The sequence below is a fragment of the Haemophilus influenzae genome (assembly GCF_900475755.1).
GTDB lineage: Bacteria > Pseudomonadota > Gammaproteobacteria > Enterobacterales > Pasteurellaceae > Haemophilus > Haemophilus influenzae_D.
Genome location: NZ_LS483411.1, coordinates 1491933 through 1510739 on the forward strand (window position 1 = coordinate 1491933; position 18807 = coordinate 1510739).

Consider the following 18807-nt stretch of genomic DNA (forward strand, 5'->3'; position numbering starts at 1 on the left):
AATCCATCAAATTCCCCTTGAAGTGCGGTCGATTTTTCATTATGTTTACCGCTATGCTAGTAAAAAAATTCTCCCCAAAATTCACCGCACTTTTTCGCATACTACTCTACGCAATCTTTGCATTGATTATACTTTGCTTGCTAGTTGATCGAGGCGTAAGTTTTTATGTTCGCGATAAAATATTCACAAATATTGATGAACTCCCCTTTCGTCCTTACGCCCTTGTGCTTGGCACATCAAAATACACCGTCAGCGGAAAACCGAACGTTTATTACGATAGTCGCTTAACCACAGCTAAAAGCCTAATCGAACAACAAAAAGTGAATTATCTTTTATTAAGTGGCGACAACCGAACTTTGCAATATAACGAACCAAGAGCAATGTTTCGCGATTTACGCAAAATGGGCGTGCCAGAAACTTCAATGTTCCGTGATTTTGCAGGCTTTCGCACCCTTGATTCCGTTATCCGTGCCGATAAAATTTTCCAAGTACAAGCATTTACGATTGTCAGTCAAAAATTTCATTGCGAACGCGCACTATTAATTACCCAAGCACATAATATTGATGCCATTTGCTTTGTGGCAAAACAGCCAGAATTACATTTTTCCACACAAATAAGAGAAGTTTTTGCGCGAATAAAAGCAGTTTTTGATTTGATATTAGGGGTTGAACCTTATTTTTTGGGCGAGCCAGAACCACTTCCAACGGAAAAATTTTCAGTGAAATAATCGCTGAAATCTAATCAGTATTTCTACCAAAAATTTCCGCTAAAAATTTGCAAGCCTACTTAAAATTGGTTAAAATCTACACGCTTTTGCAAAGCAATGTTACGTATTACGTAAAGTCCCACATTCAATCCTTAAATTAGTAAAATTTATCAGGTGAATTATGAAACTCTCCCAAGCAAGCAAAAAAATAAGGGCTGATTTTAAAGATCAGCCCTTTGTTTTAATGGTAAATTTTATTCCAATACCGCCCAAAATTCAGCAACGGTGTGGAAAGATCCTAAGACTAAAACAACATCATTTTTTACCGCACTTTTGAGCGCTGTACGCACACCATCCATAACAGAATTATCTGATGTAGCTTGAACGTGTGGGAAATGACTTTTCAGTTTATCAGCTAATTCATCGCCTGACTGCCCGCGATAGCCGCCTAAGGTTACACAATGCCATTCATCAATAATAGGCGTTAAATGTGCAAATACCCCATTTGCATCTTTATCTTTTAGCATTCCACATACGGCAATCATTTTGCCCTCAATGTTGCATTTAAGTGCGGTTAATTTTTCAGATAAATATTTTGCGGCATGAGGATTATGCCCCACATCAACAATGATTGTTGGCAAGGTTTCAGCTGGTACGCCAAGATAATCCGCTAATTTTTTACGTCTATCTGCTTTTATTGCTTGAAAACGACCAACCAACTCCACCTCTTGCAGAGATTTTCGCAAAGTCTGTTCAGAAATATCAAAAGGTAAACATTGAACAGCAGCAAGAGCCGTTGCGGCATTCGCCAATGGAATCTGACAAAACAGCAAATTTTCTAACCGCACTTTTTTATTTTGCCATTGCCAATTTTCAGCATTTTGCTCAAATGACCAATCCACATCACGACGAGAAACTTGGCAATGTAATTTTTCAGCCTGATCTAACATTGTTTGCGGAACATTAGGTTCGCCAATCACGACAGGGCAATTTTCGCGGAAAATTCCTGCTTTTTCAAAAGCAATAGCCTCTCTGGTATCCCCAAGAAAATCGGTATGATCAATATCGATGCTAGTAATCACTGCAAGATGGCTATCCACAATATTGGTCGCATCTAAACGACCACCCAACCCCACTTCTAAAATCACTACATCTAACTTTGCTTGCTTAAATAAATGCAATGCAGAAAGGGTGCTAAATTCAAAATAAGTCAGCGATTCTGTTTTGTTTTCATCAATAAAAGCAAAAGAGGCTGTATGTGCTTCATCGGGTAAATCTTGATTTTGAATGCGTACTCGCTCGTTATAACGCAACAAATGGGGCGAAGAATACACGCCTACACGTAATCCGTGATTAAGCAAAATCGTTTCTAATAAGTGGCAAGTGGTGCCTTTACCATTCGTCCCTCCCACTGTTATCACATAAGGGGCTGGATGAAGTAAATCCAATTTTTCTGCCACAGATTTAATACGATCTAAACCAAGATCAATGGGTTTAAAATGGCTTTTTTCTAAATAAGAAAGCCACTCAGCGAGTGGCGAAGTGGCTTTAAGTTGCATATTATTCATCTTCTGAAATGAGTTCAGGTTCTACAAAAGGAGAAGGTTGATTCGTTAATTTACTCAGTACACTTGCCAAAGTTTTACGCATTTCTGAACGTTTCACGATCATATCAATTGCCCCTTTCTCAAGTAAAAACTCACTGCGTTGGAAACCTTCTGGTAATTTTTCACGTACGGTTTGTTCAATAACACGAGGGCCAGCAAACCCAATTAAGGCTTTTGGCTCGGCAATATTTAAATCCCCTAACATCGCAAAACTGGCTGATACGCCACCTAAAGTTGGATCCGTTAATACTGAAATAAACGGCACACCTTTTTCACGCATTTGGGCAAGCACCGCACTAGTTTTTGCCATTTGCATTAAAGAAAACAAGGCTTCTTGCATACGCGCACCGCCACTTGCAGAGAAACATACAAAGGGACAATTCATTTCCATTGCTTTTTCAGCCGCTTTAACAAATTTTGCCCCAACTACAGAACCCATTGAACCGCCCATAAAAGCAAAGTTTGATGCAGCCACAACAATTGGCATATTATAAAGTGTACCTGTCATGGTAATTAATGCATCTTTTTCACCCGTTTCTTTTTGTGCCGCACTGATACGATCTTTATATTTCTTTAAATCTTTAAATTTTAAAATATCTTTTGGTTCTAAATCTGCCGCAATTTCTTGGCTTGAATCTTCGTCCAATAAGTTTAATAAACGCTCACGGGCATCAATACGCATATGATGACCGCATTTAGGGCAAACATACAGATTACGTTTGAGTTCTTCACTATAAAGTACTTGTTCACAAGCAGTGCATTTTGTCCATACGCCTTCTGGCACATTGGCTTTTCGAGTGGAAGAAGAAGGACTTTTACTAAAAATTCGGTTAATCCAGCTCATTTTTTGACCTTTTTATTGACTAGAAAATTGCGCGTATTAGAACATAAATTTATAGAATTTGCTACTTGTAAGGCCGTTTTTATACTGCTCCGATTTCCTTTTTAACAAGATAATTTGCTCTCCTCTTATTGAACATTTTTTCTATTTTTTTGTCTTATAGACCACGTTGTCTGAAATCTATTTTGGAGTATTTTATGAAAAAAACACGTTTTGTATTAAATAGTATTGCACTTGGATTAAGTGTATTAAGCACATCATTTGTTGCTCAAGCCACTTTGCCAAGTTTTATTTCGGAACAAAACAGTCTTGCACCAATGTTAGAAAAAGTTCAACCTGCCGTTGTCACTCTTTCCGTTGAAGGAAAAGCTAAAGGAGATTCTCGTTCTCCTTTCCTAGACGATATTCCTGAAGAATTTAAATTTTTCTTCGGCGATCGTTTTGCGGAACAATTTGGTGGACGCGGAGAGTCAAAGCGTAACTTCCGTGGTTTAGGTTCTGGTGTCATTATTAATGCAAGCAAAGGCTATGTTTTAACTAATAATCATGTTATTGATGGGGCTGATAAAATTACCGTGCAATTACAAGATGGTCGTGAATTTAAAGCAAAATTAGTGGGTAAAGATGAGCAATCAGATATTGCGTTAGTTCAACTTGAAAAACCAAGTAATTTAACAGAAATCAAATTTGCTGATTCCGACAAATTACGCGTAGGCGATTTTACTGTTGCAATTGGTAATCCATTTGGTTTAGGTCAAACTGTGACATCAGGTGTTGTTTCTGCATTGGGTCGTTCAACAGGCTCTGATAGCGGTACTTATGAAAACTACATTCAAACCGATGCAGCCGTAAACCGCGGTAATTCGGGTGGTGCGTTGGTAAATTTAAATGGCGAACTTATTGGCATTAATACCGCAATTATTTCTCCAAGCGGTGGCAATGCAGGAATTGCCTTTGCGATTCCAAGTAATCAAGCAAGCAATTTAGTGCAACAAATTTTAGAATTTGGTCAAGTGCGTCGCGGATTGCTTGGTATTAAAGGGGGCGAACTCAATGCTGATTTAGCCAAAGCCTTTAATGTGAGTGCGCAACAAGGCGCATTTGTGAGCGAAGTTTTACCGAAATCTGCTGCTGAAAAAGCAGGTCTTAAAGCGGGCGATATTATCACGGCGATGAACGGTCAAAAAATCTCAAGTTTTGCTGAAATGCGTGCAAAAATTGCAACCACTGGTGCAGGCAAAGAGATTAGCTTGACTTACTTACGAGACGGCAAATCCCACGATGTTAAAGTGAAATTACAAGCAGATGATGGTAGCCAACTTTCCTCTAAAACTGAATTACTCGCATTAGATGGCGCAACATTGAAAGACTACGATGCAAAAGGCGTTAAAGGCATTGAAATCACAAAAATTCAACCTAATTCGCTGGCTGCACAACGTGGTTTAAAAGCGAGCGATATTATTATTGGTATTAATCGTCAAATGATCGAAAACATTCGTGAATTAAATAAAGTGCTTGAAACTGAGCCATCAGCAATTGCACTTAATATTTTACGAGGTAACAGTAATTTCTATTTATTAGTGCAATAATCTGCTTGATATATTTAAGAAAAAAGTCCGATCACAATGATCGGACTTCTTTTTATGCAGCAATCGTTCTTAACAAATCCACCACAAATTCTAACCGCACTTTGTTATCGGATAGATCTTTCATAAACTTAAATTTTAATGGACCATCAAATCGATACACAATAGGTTCTTTTTGAATTAATTGAATAAATTTATCTGGATTCACTTGTGCTTTTGCTGAAAACTCAATAAAACCGCCTTGTGTTCCAGCATCAATTCGCACAACTTTTAACGGCTCAACCAATAAACGCAACTCTGCAATTTGTAATAAGTTTTTCGTTGCATCAGGCAATAATCCAAATCTGTCAATCAACTCGACTTTTAATTCATCTAATTCTGCTTTACTCTCTGCGGCGGCAATGCGTTTATAAAAGGATAAACGCATATTCACGTCTCCTAGATAATCATCAGGCAGTAAAGCAGGAACGCGCAATTCAATATCCGCTTGTTGTTGCGTCAGTTCTTCTAAGGATGGTTCTCGCCCTTCTTTTAACGCTTTAACCGCCGCATCCAATAATTCCATATAAAGCGAAAAACCGATGCTTTCAATTTGTCCGCTTTGTTCATTTCCGAGTAATTCGCCTGCACCACGAATCTCTAAATCGTGGGTTGCCAAGATAAAACCAGCCCCAAGATTATCAAGATTTTCCAATGCATCAAGACGGCGTTCAGCATCTTTTGTCATCATTTTTGGCGGTGGCGTAAGCAAATAAGCATAAGCCTGATGATGTGAACGCCCTACTCGTCCACGTAATTGATGAAGCTGAGCCAAGCCAAAATGATCCGCTCGTTCAATAATAATGGTATTTGCCGTTGGTACATCAATACCCGTTTCGATAATGGTTGAACAAACTAAGACGTTATAACGCTGATGATAAAAATCACTCATCACACGCTCTAATTCACGTTCGCGCATTTGTCCATGCCCCACAATCACTCGCGCTTCTGGCACAAGTGCGGTGAGTTTTTCTGCTGTATTTTCAATACTTGCGACATCATTATGGAGGTAATAAACCTGTCCGCCACGCAAGATTTCACGCAAAATCGCTTCTCGTACAACAAGATCATCATTCTGGCGGACGAAGGTTTTAATACTTAATCGGCGAGCAGGAGGTGTGGAAATAATGGACAGATCACGAATACCATTCATCGCCATATTTAGCGTACGCGGAATTGGCGTTGCCGTTAGCGTAAGAATATCGATATTCGCACGGAGCTGTTTGATTTTCTCTTTTTGCCCTACACCAAAACGGTGCTCTTCATCAATAATCAACAAACCAAGATCGCTAAATTTGACATCTGATTGAATTAATTTATGGGTACCAATCAATATATCGACTTTGCCTTCTGCAAGGTTTTCCAGAATTTGTTTTTGTTCTTTTGCAGTTTTGAAACGCGATAACACTTCTACGTTCACAGGCAAGTTCGCAAAACGATCTTTAAAATTCTCATAATGCTGTTGGGCTAACAATGTGGTTGGCACTAGCACTGCTACTTGTTTATGATTCATCACAGCCAAAAAGGCAGCACGCATTGCCACTTCAGTTTTACCAAAACCCACATCACCGCAAACAAGGCGATCCATTGCTTTTGGCTGACACATATCAGAAATTACCGCATTAATTGCCATTTCCTGATCGTAAGTTTCTTCAAAAGGAAAGGTTGCAGCAAATTGTTGAAATTCTTCACGATCATATTTAAAGGCAAAGCCTTTCTTCGCTTCACGTTGAGCGTAAACATCTAATAACTCGGCCGCCACATCACGAATTTTCTCCGCTGCTTTTTGACGTGATTTCGCCCAAGCCTCGTTACCCAGTTTATGTAATGGCGCACTTTCATCAGAACCACCCACATAACGGCTAATCAAATGTAATGAAGTCACTGGGACATAAAGTTTTGATTCATTGGCATAATTTAACAGCAAATATTCTGCTTTAATGCCGCCTGTATCTAAGGTGACCAAACCACCATAACGCCCCACACCGTGATCAAGATGCACAACTGGTTGCCCTATTTTCAACTCGGCAAGATTGCGTACAAGCGTGTCAGGATTAATCGTTTTACGTTTATCTCTAGAACGTTGTTGAACACGTTCGCCAAGTAAATTAGCTTCGCCAATAATCGCAACAGGAAACGATTGTTCAATAATAAAACCTTGTTCAAGAGAGCTGACTAACAAGCTAAATTTTTCATTCTTAGCCTGTTCCAAGGATTGAATTTGTTTTGGTTTAAGTTTTAACGCTGAAAGTAAATCAAGCAACGTCTCTCGGCGACCTTCTGTCTCCACAGAAAAGAGTATATTTCCTTTAAAATGCTCAATAAATTGGCGTAATTGCCCCAATGGTTCTTTTTGCTGGGATTGAATAGTCACTTCTGGTAAAGCGGCAACAGGTAAATTTTTCTGGCATACCGATGACCGCACTTTTTCCGCTTTAAATGTAATACGTGGATAAGATTTCAATCGGCGATTAACTTTATCAACATTGAGCCATAATTTTTCAGGCGATAAAAGCGGACGCATTGGATCCACTTTACGTTGTTCATAACGCTGTTTGGCATCTTGATAAAAACGCTCGCCTTGCGTTTGGTTATTTTCCATATCCACAAACAGCGTTTGTTCTGGCAAATAATCAAACAACGTCGCCATTTCAGAAAAGAAAAGTGGCTGCCAATATTCAATGCCAGAAATCAAGGTACCTTTACTGATTTGCTGATAAATATGTTCGGGATCTCGACGGATCTCCCCAAAGGTTTCACGAAATTGTGCACGGAAAAATTCAATCCCTTTATCATCCGTTGGAAATTCGTGCGCTGGCAAAAGATTAATTGAGTTAATTTCATCAAGAGTACGTTGCGTATCCACATCAAAAGTGCGAATGGAATCAATTTCATCATCAAAAAAATCAAGACGAAAAGGCACCGCACTTCCCATTGGGAAAAGATCCAACAAAGCCCCACGAACGGCATACTCGCCGTGTTCTAATACTTGCTCCACAGCACGATAGCCCGCGGCTTCTAATTGTAAACGCATTTTATCGATGACCAAACGATCGCCTTTTTTAATCAGAAGCACATTGTGTTGTAAATATTGTGGCGGGCAAAGGCGTTGCATTAATGTCGAAATCGGCAATAAGAAAATGCCTTTTTTCGCATTTTGTAAATGGAAAAGCGCACTTAAACGAGAGGAAATAATTTCTTGATGGGGAGAAAAGGTATCATAAGGTAAGGTTTCCCAATCAGGGAATACGCAAACATTTTGACTGCTTAATTCCGATAAAACACGCGATAAACGTACCGCACTTCGTGTATCTGGTGTGACTACTACAGTTAAATTTTGATTTTGCTCTGCAATTTCACTAATCGCCAGTGCATCAGCACCTTGTAAGACATTGCCTAAAATTTTATGATCATTAGGTTGGGTTGGAATATCAGGTTGGAAAAAAGCCGTTTTCATAAATATAAATAATGCGTCAATCTTGTATAAAAATTGACGCATAGTGTACTGGAATTTGCCCTATCTTTCAATAAGCTTACTGTTTAAAAAAACAGTTAATATTTATTTCTTTAAAGAAGATTCTTCTTTCTTCAAATTACCATTTTCATCTTCTGTTGCTAACATAGGCACGCAGCTACAATTAGGTTGATCTAAACCCCATTCTTTAATGAAGTTGTCATATTTTTCAAGTGCGCGTTTAAACCAGCCTTTTGGTTTTGCGGTTTGTTCTGTCATAAAGTTCCTCGCTCTAAATATTGTTTAATTTCTAAACGTAGCCGTTCTACGCCTTTTTTCTTGTTAATGGGAAGTTGTTTTTTTGTTAAATAAGCGGAAATTAATGGGAAATTTTCTTTGCCCGCTAATTTTAATAAACGCCTCATCGCAGGAATGCTTGAAAATAAAGTGCGGTAAAAATTAGCGAAGTTTTTTAAGCTCATCCAATCAAAATCATCAAGCTGCCAATCAATTTGATTTTGCGAAAAATTTTCTGCCAAAGGATGATAAGACAGGCTAATATTTCGCTGAAATTGTTTATATGCAGTATCAACTAAAGCCAATCCTTCTTTAGAAATACCTTTTAGGGCTATCGCTGAATAACAACTACTACTCGCTTCTTGATGCTCGCCTAAATGCACCAAAACAAAACCGCACTTTTGCCAAAATTTTTCGAGTTCGTCAGTGTAACCAAAACTTACCGAAAGAAAATCCACTTCTGAATTTTCCATAAATTTCATTAGATTTTGACCAATTCCCTTTTTTTGCCAATTTGGCTGAACTGCGATACGAGAAATTCGTAAAGATCGTAATTTACAGGCTTGGGATAAATTTTCGTGGAAACATAACGCCTGTGGCACAAGGTTCCCTTTTGGACGGCGTCTGCCTTGTTGAATTTGCACAATCAATTCATCATCTGCCATATTTCCCTCTTCCAACGCCCAGATTGCACCGAGCAAATTCTGTTGATATTCTGCAAAATAAAAACGTTGATTTTCTCCATCAAGTAAACGGCGAAGATCGAGTGGCGATGTACGGTAGTGAGCAATCGTCATTAGTCCATAAAAATCTCGAAAGAAAAATTGATGACTATATTCCTCTTGTCTGCCCTTGCTTGTGAGGGGTGCTACCGAAGGCTGAGGGGGGCTGGCTATATCTAAGTCCCCCTTCCGCCCTACGGGCACCTTCCCCCGCAAGCAGGGGAAGGAAAGGTTTTTAGCGTTTTCCTCAATGTTATAAGTAATATCGCTATAGTCGAAGTGCTGAAAATCATCTTCGGCATTTAGCAACAAAAGATCATCAATAAAATGTTCTAAGGGATCATTTTCTTGCCAACGTAGAGGCTGTTTAAGCTCAAAATGCTGAAAAGTGCGGTGAATTTTCCGTTTAAATTTTAATTCGAAACCACGCCCCGTTCCTTCGTAGCTATGAATTGTAGTACTGAAGACAATATGTTGAAAATATTGAGAATATTGTTGCAATAAGGGCAATGGGATCATTGCGGCTTCATCTACCAGCAACCAAGCAGATTGACTAAATTCTGGTTCATTTTGTAACCGAATAGCCAGTTCATCGGGCGCAATAAATTCTATCTCTCGTTCTGAAAATTCAATAACCGAATGTACCGCACTTTTATTCGGTGCAGTCAGATAAACTGGTGCTTGAATTTGGTTAGCAAGCATTCCCAATAATGCAGATTTCCCTCTTCCCCGCTTGGCGGTTAGAAAATAAATATCCTGCTCAGCCTGTAAAATAGTCTCGATAATTTGTTGTTGAGCTAACGTGGCATTTTTGTGATGCTCGTTAGAATAAAAAAATGCAGGAAATTCAACCGCACTTTCCTCTCTTAAAATGGGGAAATGATAACGTTCAATACACTGTTTGAAATGATCAATAAAATTAGGCGTGGCGATTGCTGACTGATTTCCATTCCAACGTAAACTATCTTGATCAGGCTGCTGAGATAAATTTTCCCAATCGGATAACACTAAACAAAGTGTACCGCCCATTTTTAGTGTTCCAGCTGCAATAGCCAGCGCTTCAAGATGAATGCCATTTCGTCCATCAAATAAGATATGTTCAAATTCTTGTCCAAGCAAATTTGTTGCTTTAGAAAAAGCAATGCCACTTTCGCCGATAATCAAAACGTTATCAGGCACAAGTGGCAAGGTTTTGCAGATTAAAATTTGAAGATGGCGAGATGGCATCGTGTTATTTTAAATAGGCAATTAATATCGCACCAATAAAACTTACGCAAGCAAGCCAAAAGAAAATGCTTTTGGGTTGAGAAACTTTTTTACTGAAAAATTTTGCAGCAAACAGGATATACAAAATCAGTAATGCAAATTTAGCCACTAACCATAATTCAATATCAAAAGCGAAGAGATATAAAATGACGACACCAGACACAATCAGCAAGGTATCTGATAAGTGCGGTAAAATTTTTAATAATTTTATCGAACGCCAATTTTTACCATTAAGCTGCATTGCACCACGAATTACTAACAATGCCAAACTTACAAAGGCGAAAAAAATATGTAAATGAACTAACATAATCACTCCCAAAAAAGTAAGAAAAGTGCGGTCAAAATCCACCGCACTTTCTCAATCTAAATTACTTCGCAATACGTTTATATTTAATACGATGTGGCTGAGTAGCGGCATCGCCTAAGGTTTTCTTTTTCCACTCTTCGTAGTCTGAGAAGTTACCTTCATAGAACGTGACTTTACCTTCATCGCCGTAGTCTAAAATATGCGTTGCGATACGGTCTAAAAACCAGCGGTCGTGGGAAATAACCATTGCACAGCCTGGGAATTCTAAGATCGCATTTTCTAAGGCACGCAAGGTTTCAACATCTAAGTCATTGGTTGGTTCGTCCAGTAATAGCACGTTACCACCACGTTGTAGAAGTTTAGCTAAGTGTAAACGACCACGTTCCCCACCCGATAATTCGCCTACTCGTTTTTGTTGGTCCACACCTTTGAAGTTGAAACGCCCCACATAAGCACGGCTTGGAATTTCAAAGTTGCCGATAGTGAGAATGTCTTGTCCATTAGACACTTCTTCCCATACAGTTTTTTTGTCATCCATAGCGTCACGGAATTGATCCACAGACGCAAGCACAACGGTTTCGCCCATCGTAATAGATCCATTATCTGGCTGCTCTTGACCTGACAACATACGGAATAAGGTTGATTTACCTGCACCGTTCGCTCCGATAATCCCAACGATTGCACCTTTTGGAATACTAAAGGATAAATCATCAATTAAAGTGCGGTCGCCATAAGACTTGGTTAAGTTTTGCACTTCAATCACTTTATCGCCTAAGCGTGGACCTGGTGGAATAAAGAGTTCGTTCGTCTCGTTTCGTTTTTGATATTCGCCAGAGTTCAATTCATCAAAACGAGCCATACGTGCTTTGCTTTTCGCTTGACGGCCTTTAGGATTTTGACGAACCCATTCCAACTCTTTCGCAATGGATTTTTGACGTGCATTTTCAGCTGCTTGTTCTTGTTCTAAACGTTTCTCTTTTTGCTCTAACCAAGAAGAATAGTTACCTTCCCAAGGAATACCCTCGCCACGATCAAGCTCTAAGATCCAACCTGCTACATTATCTAAGAAATAACGGTCGTGGGTAATTGCCACAACAGTGCCTTCGTAGTCGTGTAAGAAGCGTTCTAACCACGCCACAGATTCCGCATCTAAGTGGTTAGTTGGTTCATCTAATAACAACATATCAGGTTTTTCGAGTAATAAGCGACAAAGTGCCACACGGCGACGCTCTCCTCCTGATAAATGTTCGATTTTAGCATCCCAATCAGGTAAACGTAATGCATCTGCCGCACGCTCTAATTGGTTATCTAAATTATGCCCATCGTGTGCTTGAATAATGGCTTCAAGATTGGCTTGTTCTGCCGCTAATTTATCAAAATCTGCATCAGGATCCGCATAAAGTGCATACACTTCATCTAAACGAGTCAGTGCATTTTTCACTTCAGAAACCGCTTCTTCCACTGCTTCACGCACGGTTTGTTGTGGCTCGAGTTTTGGCTCTTGCGGAAGATACCCAATTTTAATTCCTGGTTGCGGACGAGCCTCCCCTTCAAACTCTTTATCTACGCCTGCCATAATGCGTAAAAGGGTCGATTTCCCCGCACCATTTAAGCCCAATACCCCGATTTTCGCACCTGGGAAGAAGCTCAAAGAAATATCTTTCAAAATATGACGCTTCGGCGGCACCACTTTGCCAACACGATGCATCGTATATACAAATTGAGATGACATTAATAATTCCTCACAAAAAAATTCGCCCTATTCTACTGGAAAATAGGGCGAAAATATAGAATACCAAGAACAAGATTTACTTAAATTCTTACCATTAACCAAAAATTTCTGGATGGGTATTAAGACGAGCTAGTCTTATTTCATCCCCCACAATTTTATAAATAAGCACGAGATCATTCTTAATATGGCAATCTCGCCAACCTTTCCAATTGCCAGTTAAAGCGTGATCTTTATATTTTTCTGGCAATGGTAAGCTATTCAAAAGACAATACATAACTTCAATATATTCTGGACTATTTATAATAAGAGGAATATGTTTTTTAAATTCTCTTTTATATTCCTCACTCACTGAAATCATAGTTTCATCTCCGATAGCATCGCTTGATGGAATTCCTCCAATGTTTTGTATTCACGCCCATTATGATTATCCAACTCTGCCATAGCCATTATCGTTTTTGAGTTAGGCATCTGTTCAGTTTGATAATCTAATGATACTGGAATCGCTTTCGTTTTAGCTATTTGAGCTAAAAACATATTAAGTGCTTGAGTTGGGGAAAGACCATAACTTTTAATCACTTCAAACGCTATATTTTTAGTTTCATCAGGTACTCGAAAGCTAACTGCAGCCATATTATTTTCTCCTTATCAATGATGCTTAACATACACAATAACATACAATGAAATACAATTAAAACACAAAAGATATACAAAAATGCGTTCCTAATAAATTTTAGATAAAAAAAACCACCCGAAACGGGTGGCAGGAAAGTAGTTTAGCTATATTTATGATTATTTTATTTAGGAACTTTATGAATATCAAGCAATCACTTGACGGAGGTAATGTTACTGAATATTCAGAGACGAGGGAAATGCTATTGAGAGTTTTTTTGATTTACATCAATATTTTTGACCGAAAAATTCATTTTTGCGTGTAGAATAAACAACTTCTAATGCTAACGTTCAAAATAATTAGGATTTTTTGTGAAAACGTATTCATTATTACTCGGTCTATTCTTTAGTTGCAGTGCTTTATCTCACCCCCATGCATTTATTGATATACAAAGCACGCCCATTATAGAAAATAATCAACTTACTGGTTTTTCAATGAAATGGACGTTGGATGAACCAAGTTCGTCTGCAGTTATTTATGATATGAAACAAGCTAGAACTAAATCGGAGAAACAAAAACTTCTTGATGACGTCATGGGAAATATCGTCAGTGAACATTATTTCAGCTATTTATATGACAAGCAAAATAATAAAATCAAATATTCCCCTCGCCCAAAAAATTACGGCATTAACGTTCAAGGTTTACAACTGCAATATTATTTTGATGTGCCACTCGCCCATTCTCAAAAGTTAGAAAAAAACACATTTAGCTTACAAACTTACGATTCCACTTATTATGTGGCGATGACTTACGCCTCAAAAAGTGCGGTAGATTTTTCCGCACTTCCGAAAAATTGCCAAGGAAAATTAATTGAACCTAATGTGGATGAAAAAATCCAAGCCTACGCATCTTCACTTGATAAATCCCAAAAGAACGAAGATTATTCCTTAGGTGTGATGTTCGCACAAAAAATAATAATTCAATGTGAGTAGAAATGAAAAAATATAAAACAGTGCTAATGTTATCGATTGTTGCATTAGCCTTATTTGGCTATTTTTCCCCTTGGTTTTTCTTACATATTGCTGCATGGCAAAAAGATTTTAATCAACTTATTTCGGAAAATTTACATCAAATTCAAAATAATAGCATCAAGGCAGGCATCACGCTTATTTTCGCCAGCTTTGTTTACGGCGTACTCCATGCTCTCGGGCCAGGACACGGCAAATTTATTATCGCCAGCTATCTTTCCACTCATGAAAGCCAATTAAAACAAAGCACTATCTTGAGCCTACTTTCATCTTTAATGCAAGGCATTGTCGCGATTACAGCAACAACATTGCTTGTTATAGTGCTAAATCTTTCATCACGTTATTTCAAATTAAGTCAGCTTTGGTTAGAACGAACTGCCTTGCTATTATTGGTATTTCTCGGCTGTTATTGGATTTGGCAAGGTTTACGTGCCTATCGTAAAAAAGCTAAATTAACCATTAAATCCCTAAATCCACTCTCCCTACACGAAAAAAGTGCAGTGAAAAATAACCGCACTTTTCAATCAAACACCTGTGGCTGTGGACACCAACATTTGCCAAGCCCCACGCAAACTGCACAAGCAACCAATCTAAAATCACAATTTCTAGTCATTTTAACAATTGGTATGCGACCATGTAGTGGTGCAATTTTCGTTTTATTTTTAGCTTATATGCTTGATCTTTATGGCTGGGGAATCTTAGCTGTATTGGCCATGTCTTTCGGCACGGGGCTTATGTTGTCAGCCTTCGCAGGAATTGTTCGTTACGCACGAAATACAGCAATTCACTTAGGGCATTGGTATAATTCAAAACATACGAAAGGAAAAAGCGAAGGCATCGTGAAATTAATAGCAGGTGGAATAATGCTATTTTTTGCCTTGAGTTTGTTGTATGGAACGCTAAACCCAGTAAATGGAGGCACTATTTTATTTGGAAATTAATAAGCTATTAAGGCTATTTTATTATCAAGAGATAATAAGTTGCATTGATATTTTATTAAATTATAAAAAACGGTCAGATATAAATCTTATTAGAAAATACCTCTTAATCCACACATCAACAGAATATATTGAACATATTGAATTAATTTGGTACTTCAAACAATAAAAAACTCTCTCAAAAACATTTTTCGTCAGTTGCTTTGATTACAGAATAAAGCTGTGAACCAGTAATAGCATCACTAGAATTTTCAGAGAGCCTGCACCAACGTTTTGGATTTGTCGTTTAACATTGTTATTACCAATAACTTACTGTGCCATTATCAGTTGCGGCAACACCTTTAGATAGCGTAGTGTCTCCGATTTTCATATCACTTACTGCATGTTTAGTAGATGTACTTGAAAATTGACCAATAGCAATTCCATTTAAAGCTTCACGATATTGATCTCCCCAATAATTATTAACATTTGCACGAGAACCAATAGCAATGGAATCCGTCGCTAATGCGTTGGCATATACGCCGACAGTAACTGAACCTTCAAGAGCAACATTTTTCAGAATTTCACTATTAGGATCTGATACGACTGCAACACCTTGTTTAGGAATATCATTGTAATTAATAGTGGCAGCATTGCTAACTGAAGCTAGCAATGTTGATGTTATAAGAACTGTAAGAATAGATATGATAAATTGTTTTGTGGCTTTTTGAGTATTATTAGAAGCAGAACTTGCTTTTGCACTACTTTTCGCTAATTCTGAAACAACCTCTTGTCTCTGCGTTGTTTTGTTCCAAATAATTTTAAATACACGATTCATAAATAAATAACCTTCATTTCAGGGGTATAGATAGCCCACATATTTTTTAACGCATTTTCTAGATAGTGACGTTTAAATAAGCGTGAGATAAAGGTTGGCGATTATATATATCAATATGATTAATGCTTGTTTTTTGTAAAGATTTGTAAAGAAAGAGGATATTCAAATTAACTTCATAAACATAATGTGACAACTAATTATCAATTCAATAAATAAAATGTAAATTAAATTTACATTTTTATACATTTTGATTGACAAGGAATGAGCTCCTTATTAAAATGCGCGCCCTATTCCTTGTGATACAAAGTTTATTCCTCCTTAGTTCAGTCGGTAGAACGGTGGACTGTTAATCCATATGTCGCTGGTTCAAGTCCAGCAGGAGGAGCCAATTTTTCTTTTGGTTTAGAGTTTGTTTGTCTCCTTTTACAAATTTCTAAATTAGCAACCAAAAGATTTTAAGTCCATCCTGTTGATGGGCTTTATTTTTATCAATATCATCTCTTTTTTCTATCCACAAAGCCTGTGGATAACTTTGTGGATTAACTTTTTAAAATTTTGCGGATCCCTTGTTCTTACAAGGATTATTCGATCTTGATTACAGATTAGCCTAAATTTAAATTATCCTTTAAAATCAATAAGTTAAGTTTTGTCTAGTAAAAAATTAAAGTTTTTTTTATAAATTTGTGAGATCTTTCTCTTGACATCACTAAGTCTGTGTAAAACTTAGATTTTTGCCTGATCAATTTTACACGTTAAATATGCTAAAATAGGCACTATTCAAAACTATCAAAAAACTGACCTCACTTTATGTCTGAAAAAATCAACACAAAACCGTTCATTCTGCATTCCGACTTTCGTCCTTCTGGCGATCAGCCACAAGCTATCGAAAAATTAGCTGAAAATTTAACGGATGGATTGGCTCATCAAACTTTGCTCGGAGTAACAGGCTCGGGGAAGACATTTACTATCGCCAACGTAATCGCTCAATTAAATCGCCCCGCAATGTTACTTGCACCGAATAAAACCCTTGCGGCTCAACTTTATGCAGAAATGAAAGCCTTTTTTCCAGAAAATGCGGTGGAATATTTTGTGTCTTACTATGATTATTATCAGCCAGAAGCCTATGTGCCTAGCAGTGATACTTTCATTGAAAAAGATGCTTCTATTAATGATCAAATCGAACAAATGCGACTTTCTGCGACAAAATCTTTTTTAGAACGTCGAGATACCATCGTAGTGGCTTCCGTTTCTGCAATTTATGGTTTGGGCGATCCTGATAGCTACTTACAAATGATGTTGCATTTACAACAAGGTGCCATTATCGATCAACGCCAAATTTTAGCGAAGTTAGCGGAATTGCAATATACCCGCAATGATCAAGCATTTCAGCGTGGAACTTTCCGTGTTCGTGGAGAAATTATTGATATTTTCCCTGCAGAATCCGATGATCGTGCGGTGCGTATTGAATTATTTGATGATGAAATTGAACGATTAAGTTTATTTGATCCGCTCACTGGCAGTAGTTTTGGTGCTGTTCCACGTTTTACGATCTATCCTAAAACGCACTATGTTACGCCAAGAGAACGCATTTTAGATGCGATAGAAAACATCAAAAAAGAACTCGTATCACGCCGTGAATACTTCATTAAAGAACATAAACTTTTAGAAGAACAACGAATTAGCCAACGAACCCAATTTGATATTGAAATGATGAATGAATTAGGCTATTGCTCGGGTATTGAAAACTACTCTCGCTATTTATCGGGAAGAAATGAGGGCGAACCACCACCAACATTATTTGATTATATGCCCTCTGATGCCATTTTAATTATTGATGAATCTCATGTAACTGTGCCTCAAATTGGTGGAATGTATCGTGGCGACCGTTCACGTAAAGAAACCTTAGTCGAATATGGTTTCCGTTTGCCATCCGCCTTGGATAATCGTCCGTTACGCTTTGAGGAATTTGAACGCTTAGCTCCGCAAACCATTTATGTTTCCGCAACACCAGGGCCTTATGAATTAGAAAAATCAGGCAGTGAAATCATCGATCAAGTGGTTCGCCCCACTGGTTTGCTTGATCCGCTTATTGAAATTCGTCCAGTGTCAATTCAAGTGGATGATTTACTTTCCGAAGCTCGCCAAAGAGCGGATAAAAATGAACGCGTTTTAGTGACGACGCTAACGAAGAAAATGGCTGAAGATTTAACGGATTATTTAGATGAACATGGAATTCGTGTGCGTTATCTACATTCTGATATTGATACCGTGGAACGCGTCGAAATTATCCGTGATTTGCGTTTAGGCGAATTTGATGTATTAGTGGGAATTAACTTATTACGTGAAGGTTTAGATATTCCAGAAGTGTCTCTTGTGGCGATTTTAGATGCGGACAAAGAAGGATTTTTACGTTCTGAACGCTCTTTGATCCAAACCATCGGTCGTGCTGCGCGAAACTTAAATGGTAAAGCGATTTTATATGCGGATAGCATCACAAAATCCATGGAAAAAGCCATCACCGAAACTAATCGTCGTCGTGAAAAACAAACAAAATACAATGAAGAACATGGCATTGTGCCACAAGCATTAAATAAGAAAGTCGGCGAATTGTTAGATATTGGACAAGGTGCAAACCAAAAAGTGAAAGCCAATAAACAACGTGGAAAAATGGCGGCAGAACCAACCGCACTTTATAATGCACCGAAAAATGCCAAAGAATATCAACAACAAATCAAAAAACTGGAACAACAAATGTATAAATTTGCGCAAGATTTGGAATTTGAAAAAGCCGCAGCAATTCGCGATCAATTACATCAATTACGTGAACAATTTGTTTTTGATAACTAAAAAAACGCC

General features: G+C 38.0%; 15 protein-coding genes and 1 tRNA gene. 6 read left to right on the top strand and 10 right to left on the bottom strand.

Features of this window, described 5'->3' with window-relative positions; translation table 11 throughout:
* Nucleotides 1-41: 41 nt before the first annotated feature.
* Nucleotides 42-728, top strand: coding sequence for a SanA/YdcF family protein (locus tag DQN24_RS07335; protein ID WP_041175311.1), 687 nt, complete (start codon nt 42-44; stop codon nt 726-728).
* Between the two features lie 233 nt (nt 729-961).
* Here the strand turns inward: DQN24_RS07335 and folC are convergent, their stop codons facing one another.
* Nucleotides 962-2266 (bottom strand): bifunctional tetrahydrofolate synthase/dihydrofolate synthase, encoded by a 1305-nt coding sequence (gene folC, locus DQN24_RS07340; RefSeq protein ID WP_021035060.1) that lies wholly within the window; start codon nt 2264-2266, stop codon nt 962-964.
* A 1-nt stretch (nt 2267) separates the two neighbouring features.
* The gene (accD, locus tag DQN24_RS07345; RefSeq protein ID WP_021035059.1) at nt 2268-3158 is read right to left on the bottom strand and encodes an acetyl-CoA carboxylase, carboxyltransferase subunit beta; all 891 of its coding nucleotides are present in this window, start codon (nt 3156-3158) and stop codon (nt 2268-2270) included.
* A 194-nt stretch (nt 3159-3352) separates the two neighbouring features.
* Between accD and DQN24_RS07350 the strand changes: the two genes are divergently transcribed.
* Nucleotides 3353-4744: a DegQ family serine endoprotease gene (locus DQN24_RS07350; protein ID WP_111695637.1), complete on the top strand. Its 1392-nt coding sequence runs from the start codon at nt 3353-3355 to the stop codon at nt 4742-4744.
* Nucleotides 4745-4796: 52 nt separating this feature from the next.
* Here DQN24_RS07350 and mfd read toward each other — a convergent pair whose 3' ends face one another.
* The 7 genes from mfd to DQN24_RS07380 all read right to left on the bottom strand — a co-directional run bounded on the left by mfd (nt 4797) and on the right by DQN24_RS07380 (nt 13188).
* On the bottom strand, nt 4797-8237 hold the full coding sequence (mfd, locus tag DQN24_RS07355) for a transcription-repair coupling factor (RefSeq protein ID WP_111695747.1): 3441 nt from the start codon (nt 8235-8237) through the stop codon (nt 4797-4799).
* Nucleotides 8238-8339: 102 nt separating this feature from the next.
* A complete protein-coding gene (locus DQN24_RS09010; RefSeq protein ID WP_021035056.1) occupies nt 8340-8513 on the bottom strand; it encodes a DUF5363 domain-containing protein in 174 nt (57 codons plus the stop codon).
* Complete coding sequence (locus DQN24_RS07360; protein ID WP_111695638.1) at nt 8510-10480, bottom strand: tRNA(Met) cytidine acetyltransferase TmcA; 1971 nt, start codon at nt 10478-10480, stop codon at nt 8510-8512. The genes DQN24_RS09010 and DQN24_RS07360 overlap by 4 nt, the downstream gene beginning before the upstream one ends.
* A gap of 4 nt (nt 10481-10484) precedes the next feature.
* A complete protein-coding gene (locus DQN24_RS07365; RefSeq protein ID WP_050846956.1) occupies nt 10485-10826 on the bottom strand; it encodes a SirB2 family protein in 342 nt (113 codons plus the stop codon).
* A gap of 61 nt (nt 10827-10887) precedes the next feature.
* Nucleotides 10888-12558 (bottom strand): energy-dependent translational throttle protein EttA, encoded by a 1671-nt coding sequence (ettA, locus tag DQN24_RS07370; protein WP_044364316.1) that lies wholly within the window; start codon nt 12556-12558, stop codon nt 10888-10890.
* A 94-nt stretch (nt 12559-12652) separates the two neighbouring features.
* On the bottom strand, nt 12653-12916 hold the full coding sequence (locus DQN24_RS07375) for a type II toxin-antitoxin system YafQ family toxin (protein WP_050846954.1): 264 nt from the start codon (nt 12914-12916) through the stop codon (nt 12653-12655).
* Nucleotides 12913-13188, bottom strand: coding sequence for a type II toxin-antitoxin system RelB/DinJ family antitoxin (locus DQN24_RS07380; RefSeq protein ID WP_021035051.1), 276 nt, complete (start codon nt 13186-13188; stop codon nt 12913-12915). The genes DQN24_RS07375 and DQN24_RS07380 overlap by 4 nt, the downstream gene beginning before the upstream one ends.
* Before the next feature lie 351 nt (nt 13189-13539).
* Here DQN24_RS07380 and zevA point away from each other — a divergent pair, with 351 nt between their 5' ends.
* On the top strand, nt 13540-14160 hold the full coding sequence (gene zevA, locus DQN24_RS07385) for a zinc transporter binding subunit ZevA (protein WP_111695639.1): 621 nt from the start codon (nt 13540-13542) through the stop codon (nt 14158-14160).
* A 2-nt stretch (nt 14161-14162) separates the two neighbouring features.
* Nucleotides 14163-15137: a zinc transporter permease subunit ZevB gene (zevB, locus tag DQN24_RS07390; protein ID WP_111695640.1), complete on the top strand. Its 975-nt coding sequence runs from the start codon at nt 14163-14165 to the stop codon at nt 15135-15137.
* Between the two features lie 295 nt (nt 15138-15432).
* Here the strand turns inward: zevB and DQN24_RS07395 are convergent, their stop codons facing one another.
* Nucleotides 15433-15951: an ESPR-type extended signal peptide-containing protein gene (locus tag DQN24_RS07395; protein WP_227894291.1), complete on the bottom strand. Its 519-nt coding sequence runs from the start codon at nt 15949-15951 to the stop codon at nt 15433-15435.
* A gap of 312 nt (nt 15952-16263) precedes the next feature.
* Between DQN24_RS07395 and DQN24_RS07400 the strand changes: the two genes are divergently transcribed.
* A tRNA-Asn gene (locus tag DQN24_RS07400) sits at nt 16264-16339 on the top strand.
* 419 nt (nt 16340-16758) lie between these two features.
* Nucleotides 16759-18798, top strand: a complete 2040-nt coding sequence (uvrB, locus tag DQN24_RS07405) for an excinuclease ABC subunit UvrB (protein WP_105873737.1) — start codon at nt 16759-16761, stop codon at nt 18796-18798.
* The last annotated feature ends 9 nt before the right edge of the window (nt 18799-18807 follow it).